The organism is Streptomyces sp. NPDC050610, from assembly GCF_040654875.1.
Taxonomy (GTDB): domain Bacteria; phylum Actinomycetota; class Actinomycetes; order Streptomycetales; family Streptomycetaceae; genus Streptomyces.
On sequence record NZ_JBFAIV010000035.1, the window covers coordinates 79,080 to 86,942 of the forward strand.

Genomic DNA, 7,863 nt, shown 5'->3' on the forward strand with positions numbered 1-7,863 from the left:
CCTTACCGGTGGGTAACGTCCGGGCAGTCCGATCCCCTGCCTGACATGGACCGCAGCCGGCGCGACGCTCCCCGACGACGTAGCGGCGCCGGCGCCCGACGAGGAGCAGCAGTCTTGCGCGAGTTCAGCCTTCCGGCCCTGTACGAGGTCCCCGCGGACGGCAACCTGACGGATCTGATCCGCCGCAACGCCGCGCAGCGCCCGGATGTGACGGTCATCGGCCGCAAGGTCGACGGCCGCTGGCAGGACGTGAGCGCCGCCGCCTTCCTCGCCGAGGTCCGCTCCGCCGCGAAGGGACTGATCGCCTCCGGAGTGCGGCCGGGCGACCGGGTCGGGCTGATGTCCCGCACCCGGTACGAGTGGACGCTGCTGGACTTCGCCGTATGGAGCGCGGGCGCGGTCACCGTCCCCGTGTACGAGACCAGCTCGCCGGAGCAGATCCTGTGGATCCTCGGCGACTCCGGCGCCGTCGCCTGCCTGGTGGAGTCCCCGGCGCACGAGGCCGCCGTGGAGTCCGTACGGGACCGGCTGCCGGAACTCAAGGACATCTGGCAGATCGAGCGGGACGCCATCGGCCGGCTGCGCGACGCCGGGGAGGGCCTGACCGACGCCGCCGTCGACGAGCGCAGCGCCCTCGCGGTCGCCGACTCCCCCGCGACCATCGTCTACACCTCGGGCACCACCGGCCGCCCCAAGGGCTGCGTACTGACCCACCGCAGCTTCTTCGCGGAGGTCGGCAATGTGGTGGAGCGGCTGAAGCCGCTGTTCACCACGGGCGAGTCGGCGGTCCTGCTGTTCCTGCCGATCGCCCACGTCTTCGGCCGGCTGGTGCAGCTGGCCGCGGTGATGGCCCCGATCAAGCTGGGACACGTCAGCGACATCAAGCACCTCACCGACGAGCTGGCCACGTTCCGGCCCACGCTGGTGCTGGGCGTGCCGCGCGTCTTCGAGAAGGTCTACAACGGGGCGCGGGCCAAGGCGCAGGCCGACGGCAAGGGCAGGATCTTCGACCGGGCCGCCGAGACGGCCGTCGCCTACAGCCGCGCCCTCGACACCCCGAAGGGCCCCTCCCTCGGGCTGCGGATCAAGCACAAGATCTTCGACCGGCTGGTCTTCCGCAAGCTGCGGGCCGTCCTCGGCGGCCGCGCCACGCACGCGATCTCCGGCGGCGCCCCGCTCGGCGAACGGCTCGGCCACTTCTACCGCGGCATCGGCTTCGCGGTGCTGGAGGGGTACGGACTCACCGAGTCGTGCGCGGCGTCCGCCTTCAACCCGTGGGACCGGCAGAAGATCGGCACGGTCGGGCAGCCGCTGCCGGGCTCCGTGGTCCGCATCGCCGACGACGGCGAGGTGCTGCTGCACGGCGAGCACCTCTTCACCGGCTACTGGAACAACGAGACGGCCACCGCCGACGCGCTCTCCGACGGCTGGTTCCACACCGGGGACCTGGGCACCGTCGACGAGGACGGCTACCTGTCGATCACCGGCCGGAAGAAGGAGATCATCGTGACGGCGGGCGGCAAGAACGTCGCCCCCGCCGTACTGGAGGACCGCATCCGGGCGCACGCGCTGGTCGCCGAATGCATGGTGGTCGGCGACGGACGTCCGTTCGTGGGCGCCCTGATCACCCTCGACGAGGAATTCCTGCCCCGCTGGCTGACAGACCACGGCCGTCCGGCAGGACTGACAGCGGCCGACCTGACCTCCGACCCCGGACTCCTGGCAGAGGTCCAGAAGGCCGTCGACGACGGCAACGCCGCCGTCTCCAAGGCGGAATCGGTACGCGAGTTCCGGGTGCTCCCGACCCAGTTCACCGAGGAATCCGGCCACGTAACGCCATCGCTGAAGCTCAAGCGAGGCGTAGTCGCCAAGGAATTCGCCGCCGACATCGAATCCCTGTACTCCGCGTAGCCGTACAAGCCTTGTCCTCAATCGCCGGACGGGCTGAATGCGCCGTCCTCAATCGCCGGACGGGCTCGATTGAGCCCGTCCGGCGCTTGAGGACAAGCAGTCACCCGCAGCCGACACCCACGGCCCAGCCAATTCCAGCCCGTCCGGCGATTGAGGACAAAGCGGTAGCCAGCACCGCACCACTCAGCGAGCCCAGCACCCCCAGCCCGTCCGGCGCTTGAGGACAAAGCTTCCAGCCCGTCCGGCGATTGAGGACAAAGCTTTCAGCCCGTCCGGCGATTGAGGACACAGAGCCCGCCCGGCGATTGAGGGCAAGGTTCAAAGGACAGAGGCGAGGCGGCCAGCCAATTGGTCCCAGCGCCACCGCTCCTCCACCCAGGCCCGCCCCCGCTCCCCCATCCGGCGACGAAGATCCGCGTCACGCAGCAAGGTGATGATGCGGTCCGCCGCACTGGTCGGCGACCCGCCCCGCACCACGAACCCCGTCTCCCCGTCGAGCACGGCGTCCGGCGCCCCGCCGGAGTCCCCGGCCACCACCGGCAGCCCGGTGGCCGACGCTTCCAGGTACACGATCCCGAGCCCCTCGACGTCGAGCCCGCCCCGCCGCGTGCGGCACGGCATCGCGAAGACGTCCCCCGCGCCGTGGTGCGCGGGAAGGGCGGCCCATGGCACCGGCCCGGTGAAGCGGACCGAGTCCGCGACCCCGGTATCGGCGGCCAGTTTGCGCAGCTCGCCGCGGTACGGGCCGTCGCCGACGATGAGCAGCACCGCGTCCGGCACGGCGGACAGGATCCGCGGCATGGCCTGGATCAGCGTGTCCTGTCCCTTGCGCGGTACGAGCCGGGAGACGCAGACGACGACGGGGCGGTCGGTGAGCCCGAGCGGGGCCCGTACTTCGTCGCCGCCGGAGCCGGGGTGGAAGGTCTTCTCGTCGACGCCGGGCGGCAGTTGGACCATGCGGGCGGCAGCGGCGGCGGAGAGCGCGGGGGCGATCCGCGAGCGGGTGTACTCCCCCAGGTAGGTGATCGTGTCCGTGCCTTCGCCGATGCGCCGCAGCAGTTGCCGGGAGGCGGGCAGCTGCGCCCAGCCGGCCTCGTGGCCGTGGGTGGTGGCGACCAGTTTCCTGGCGCCGGCCGCGCGAAGCGCGGGGGCCATCAGGCCGAGCGGGGCGGCGGCCCCGAACCACACGGACGTGCAGCCGTGTTCGCGCAGCAGCTCGCTCGCCCGCCGGGTCGCCCGCGGCGTCGGCAGCAGCATGGTCGTACGGTCCCGCACGACGCGGAACGGCTGCTCGGCGTCGAAGCGCGCGGTGGCCTCGACGCCCTCCTGGCCGCGCTTCCAGGTGGAGGCGTAGACGACGATCTGCTCGGGGTCGAGGCGGAGCGCCATGTTGTGCAGAAACGCCTGGATGCCGCCGGGGCGGGGCGGAAAGTCGTTGGTGACGATCAAGGTCTTGTCCATCGCCTGTGACAGTACCGGGTGCGATCGGGCGGCAGTCGCGCCGCGCCCCGCCCACGTCGCCGCTCGGAGCCGCCGCGGACGGCATCATGCCTTTCTGGCCGAATGCGGAGGAATAGGATGAAGTTGAAGATTACGGTCATCTGCGGTGCGTGGCTCCTCACCCGGGCCGTGCTGCTGCTGGGCCTGTTCAAGGTGTGGACGCTGCCCGGCTCGGACGTCACCCTCGACGTCCAGTTCATCTACCAGGGCTGGTACGAGGTCCTGCGGACCGGCGCCTTCCCGCTCGACGACGTGACCTGGCAGTACCCGCCGGCCGCCGCGCTGGCCGTACTCTCCCCCGGCCTGCTGCCGTTCCTCGACTACGCCCCGGCGTTCTTCGCGCTGTCCTGCCTGACGGACGCCGCCGTCTTCGCGACCCTCCTCCACACCGGGCGGCGCGCGGGCCGCAGCGGGGCGGGGGCCTGGCTGTGGACCGCCGGGCTGCCGCTGCTCGGCCCGATCGTCTACGCGCGCTACGACCTGATGGTCACCGCGGTCGCCGTGGCCGCCCTGCTCGTCGCCGCCCGCCTGCCGCGCACGGCGGGCGCGCTCGCCGGCTTCGGCGCGCTGCTGAAGGTCTGGCCGGTGCTGCTGCTCATCGGCGTTCCGCGCGGCCCCCGCACCCGCGCGACCTGGGGCGCGGCCGTTCTGACCGCGGCGGGCCTCACCCTGCTCGCCGCGGCGGCGGTGCCCGGCGCGCTCTCCTTCCTGACCTCCCAGCGCGACCGGGGCACCGAGGTGGAGTCCCTGGGCGCCCTCGTCTTCCACGCGGCCCGCCAGTTCGGGTGGAGCGGCTACGCGCGGTACACCTACGGCTCGGTGGAGTTCGTCGGCCCGTACGTGCCGCTGGTCAGCCGGATCGCGCTGGCGCTGACCGTGTCCGCGTTCTGCGGACTGCTGCTGTGGCGGCTGCGGGCGCGGCGGTTCGCGGCGCGCACGCCGTTCGACGCGGCCTTCGCGGCCGTGCTGCTCTTCACCACCACGAGCCGGGTCATCAGCCCGCAGTACCTGGTGTGGCTGATCGGTCTCGCCGCCGTCTGCCTGACCACCCGCACGACCCGGCAGCGGCTGCCCGCCGTCCTGGTGCTGCTCGCGGCCCCGCTGACGCAGCTCGAATTCCCCGTCTGGTTCTCGCACGTCTCGCACAGCGACTGGCAGGGCGTCGTGCCGCTGGCCCTGCGCAACGGGCTGCTGGTGGCCGCGACGCTGATCGCCTGCGTCCGGCTGTGGCGCGAGACGGTCACGGAGCCGCGCAAGTCCGCGACAGCCCCGCGCCCCGAAGAGCGGGCGCCCGCGCTCATTCCTTGAGCTCCTTCGTCATGTACGAGCGCCAGCGCGCGGTGAACTCCTCCGCGCTCAGCCCCAGTACGCCGCCGAGCGCGGCCTCCACCGCCCCGTCCCGCCGCCGGCCGCCGCCCACCTCGCGGTAGAACTCGACGAGTTTCGCGTCGCCCCACTTGTCGGCGATCATGCGGCAGGCGAGCCAGCCCTCCTCGTACGCCCGGGCCAGCCGCTGGGCCTCGCCCGCGAAGCCGAAGTCCGCGTCGGCCGGCAGTTTCGCGGGCAGTTCGCCGCGCGACACGGCGCCGGCCAGTTCGGGGGCCGCCGCACGGGCCGTACGGCCCGTGGCACGGTAGCCGGCCCAGTCCGCGAAGCCCTCGGACAGCCACAGCGGCGTGGCCGACGACGTGTACGGGCGGGTGGCCACGTGCGCGGTCTCGTGGGTGAGCACCACCTGGCGGCCGAGCGTGCCGAGGGTGCCGTACGCCTCGGGGTTGACGATCACCCGGTCGGCGGGGGCCGCGCCCGCGCCGCCGACCTCGCCGGTGGTGACGGCCGCGATGCCGCTGTACGACGCGGGGGACGCGCTGAGCAGACCGGCCATCCGCTCCAGCGAGGCGGGCAGTTCGACGACCACCCGGTGCGCCCACGCGCCCCGCCAGGCGGCGTCCACGGCGGGTACGGCCCGGTCGGCGTCGGCCGCGAGCGCCCGCAGCCTGGCGCGGTCCTGGCCGACGCCCATCACGAGGCTGTGCGCGCCCCGTACGACGGTGACCGGGCCCTGGTCCCAGAGCCGGCTGCCGTCGCTCTCCTCCGCGGCCACGTACCAGCGGCCGCCGCGCTCGGCCAGCGTCAGCTTCCGCGCGACGGTGACGGGCACGGTGTCGTAGCCGGCGAGCCGGTAGCGCAGGTCGGCCCGTACGGCGAGGCGCTTGCCGCCGCCCGCCGCCGGAGCGAAGCCGCCCGTGCCGCGCACCCGGTACTCCCAGGAGGCCAGCGGCACCTGGGACAGATTGCCGAACACCTTCCGCTGCCGGTCCCGCAGCGCCGTGGCGTCCCGGTCGACGGTGGCCAGATAGGTCGTCTCGTCCCGCTCCCGCAGCGCCGCGGCCCGCCGGTCCAGCAGCTGCTGGACGCCTCTCGTGTCGGGGGGTGCCTCCCCGTCGGACCCGCATCCGGCGAGTCCCGGCAGCGCGAGCGCCGCCACCGCCGCGCAGAGCACCGTCCGCCGCCCGACCCGCCACCCCTGAGCTGCCACTCCCCGATCGTACGGGCGGCGGCTACGGCCGGGTGACCGAGGAGATGGGCATCATGCCGACCGGATCGGAGCGGACCGACGCGCCGGGGTAGGGGGCGTGCACCACCTGTCCGTTGCCGACGTACATCCCCACATGGCTGGCGTCGTCGCGGTAGACGACGAGGTCGCCGGGGCGGGCCTGGCCCACCGGCACGTGCTGCCCGGCGTCACGCTGCGCCTGCGAGGTGCGCGGCAGCGACACCCCGGCCCGCCCGTACGCCCACTGCATCAGCCCCGAGCAGTCGAAGGAGCCGGGGCCCGACGCGCCCCACACGTACGGGGCCCCCATCGCGCCCCGTACGGCCGCGACCGCGGCGGCGGCCCGCCCGGACGCGGCGGCGCCGCCCACGATGTCGGGCAGCGAGGTGGCGCGCGCGTCGGAGCGCGAGGCCCGGTCGTACGCCCGGCGCTGGGCTTCGGTCAGCGAGTTGAGCAGCTTGCGCGCGGTGGCGAGCTTCCGCTCGACGTCCCGCTTGTGCTCCCGGACCGCTCTGCGGCTGTTCTCCAGGTCGGCGAGGACCCGGGAGGCCTCGACGCGTTCCTGCCCCAGAGCGCGCTGGGCCCCTTGGAGCGCCCGAAGTTGCCCGGCCTGGCGGCCCGTGAGGCGGTCGAGGGTGGCCGCCTTCTCCAGGTAGCCGTCCGGGTCGGAGGAGAGCAGCAGGGCGACGCCGGGGTCGATGCCGCCGGAGCGGTACTGGGCGCCGGCGATGGCGCCGAGCGCCGTGCGCATCCGGTTGACGCGCTCCTGGCCGCGTGCCGCGCGGTCCTGGATGTGCGCCACTCGGTCGCGGAGCCTGCCGCTGCTCTCGTCCGCCGCGTTGAACCGCTCGGTGGCCCGCTCGGCCTGCTCGTAGAGCCGGTCCACCTGGGCCTTCACGGTCTTGGCGGTCGCGGGGTGCTCCCGCGGCTCGGCGCCGGCCGGGGTCGCCGCCAGCGCGGCCGCGGCGGTGGCCACGGCCACGGAGATGACGGTGGCCTGCGTGAGCCCGGACTGCGTGGGACGGCGATGGGACGCCACTGGAAGCCGCACTCCCTTCCGCTGTGTGCGGCCCCTGCCGCCCGGGGACGGGCGTACGACATGCCGGGGAACCGCGCGCCAGACAGTAGCCGCGCGATCACTCGGGGTCCACGGAACGCGCCGTGGGACAAACGCGACGCCCCGCCGGAGACGCAGGTCACCGGCGGGGCGCTCAGTCAGCGGTCAATACCGCGATTCGCCCGAACGGGCGTTATGGCGCAGAGTTTCAGCCGACGCGGACGCCGAACTGGAAGGGCATGTTGTCCATCGACTCGTAGCGCACGTTGGCGCCGGTGTGGGGTGCGTGCAGCACCTGGCCGTTGCCCGCGTACAGGCCGATGTGGGTCAGCCCGGAGTTGAACAGCACCAGGTCGCCCGGCTTGAGCTGACTCCGCGTCAGGTGCTGACCGTCGCTGGCCTGGGCCTGGGACGTGCGGTCGAGGTGGACGTTGGCCTGCGCGTACGCCCACGAGGTCAGCCCGGAGCAGTCGAAGGAGTTGGGGCCGGTGGCGCCCCACACATAGGGGGTGCCGATCTTGGTCTTCGCGGCGTTCAGCGCGGCGGCGGCGCGACCCGACTCGGGGACGTCGTGGCCGAGGTCGGCGTGCTCGCCGGAACGGTCGGCGTGGGAGGAGCCCGCGTTCTCCTGCTTCTGCAGCTCCTCCTTCTCCTTGGCGGTCAGGGTGTTGAGGAGCTCCTGGGCGTCGGCCAGCTTGCCCTGGACCTCCTTCTTCTTGCTCTCCAGCACCTTGCGGGTGTCCGCGAGGTCGGCGAGCTTGCCGGACGCCTCCTCGCGCTCCTGCTTCAGCGTCCGCTGCTTCTCACGGATCTGCTTGAGCGCGTCGGCCTGCTTGGT

Annotated in this window: 6 protein-coding genes; 2 read left to right on the top strand and 4 right to left on the bottom strand. The window is 73.3% G+C overall.

What is annotated here, in order from left to right:
* Positions 1–114 precede the first annotated feature (114 nt).
* Positions 115–1,911 (top strand): AMP-dependent synthetase/ligase, encoded by a 1,797-nt coding sequence (locus AB0I22_RS32350; RefSeq protein WP_363134547.1) that lies wholly within the window; start codon positions 115–117, stop codon positions 1,909–1,911.
* A gap of 318 nt (positions 1,912–2,229) precedes the next feature.
* Here the strand turns inward: AB0I22_RS32350 and AB0I22_RS32355 are convergent, their stop codons facing one another.
* Complete coding sequence (locus AB0I22_RS32355; protein ID WP_363134548.1) at positions 2,230–3,372, bottom strand: glycosyltransferase family 4 protein; 1,143 nt, start codon at positions 3,370–3,372, stop codon at positions 2,230–2,232.
* A gap of 117 nt (positions 3,373–3,489) precedes the next feature.
* Between AB0I22_RS32355 and AB0I22_RS32360 the strand changes: the two genes are divergently transcribed.
* Positions 3,490–4,719 (top strand): glycosyltransferase family 87 protein, encoded by a 1,230-nt coding sequence (locus AB0I22_RS32360; protein WP_363134549.1) that lies wholly within the window; start codon positions 3,490–3,492, stop codon positions 4,717–4,719.
* On the opposite strand, the gene AB0I22_RS32365 is transcribed toward AB0I22_RS32360, so the two are convergent.
* The 3 genes from AB0I22_RS32365 to AB0I22_RS32375 form a co-directional block, all read right to left on the bottom strand.
* Positions 4,709–5,950, bottom strand: a complete 1,242-nt coding sequence (locus AB0I22_RS32365; protein WP_363134550.1) for a hypothetical protein — start codon at positions 5,948–5,950, stop codon at positions 4,709–4,711. The genes AB0I22_RS32360 and AB0I22_RS32365 overlap by 11 nt on opposite strands.
* A 22-nt stretch (positions 5,951–5,972) precedes the next feature.
* The gene (locus tag AB0I22_RS32370; protein WP_363134551.1) at positions 5,973–7,007 is read right to left on the bottom strand and encodes a C40 family peptidase; all 1,035 of its coding nucleotides are present in this window, start codon (positions 7,005–7,007) and stop codon (positions 5,973–5,975) included.
* Between the two features lie 226 nt (positions 7,008–7,233).
* The coding region (locus AB0I22_RS32375; RefSeq protein WP_363134552.1) for an NlpC/P60 family protein at positions 7,234–7,863 on the bottom strand (630 nt) is incomplete at its 5' end.

Bases quoted from the DNA above. Each gene is read 5' to 3' on its own strand.
- AB0I22_RS32355 (WP_363134548.1), bottom strand. From the start codon at position 3,372: ATGGACAAGACCTTGATCGTCACCAACGACTTTCCGCCCCGCCCCGGC.
- AB0I22_RS32360 (WP_363134549.1), top strand. From the start codon at position 3,490: ATGAAGTTGAAGATTACGGTCATCTGCGGTGCGTGGCTCCTCACCCGG.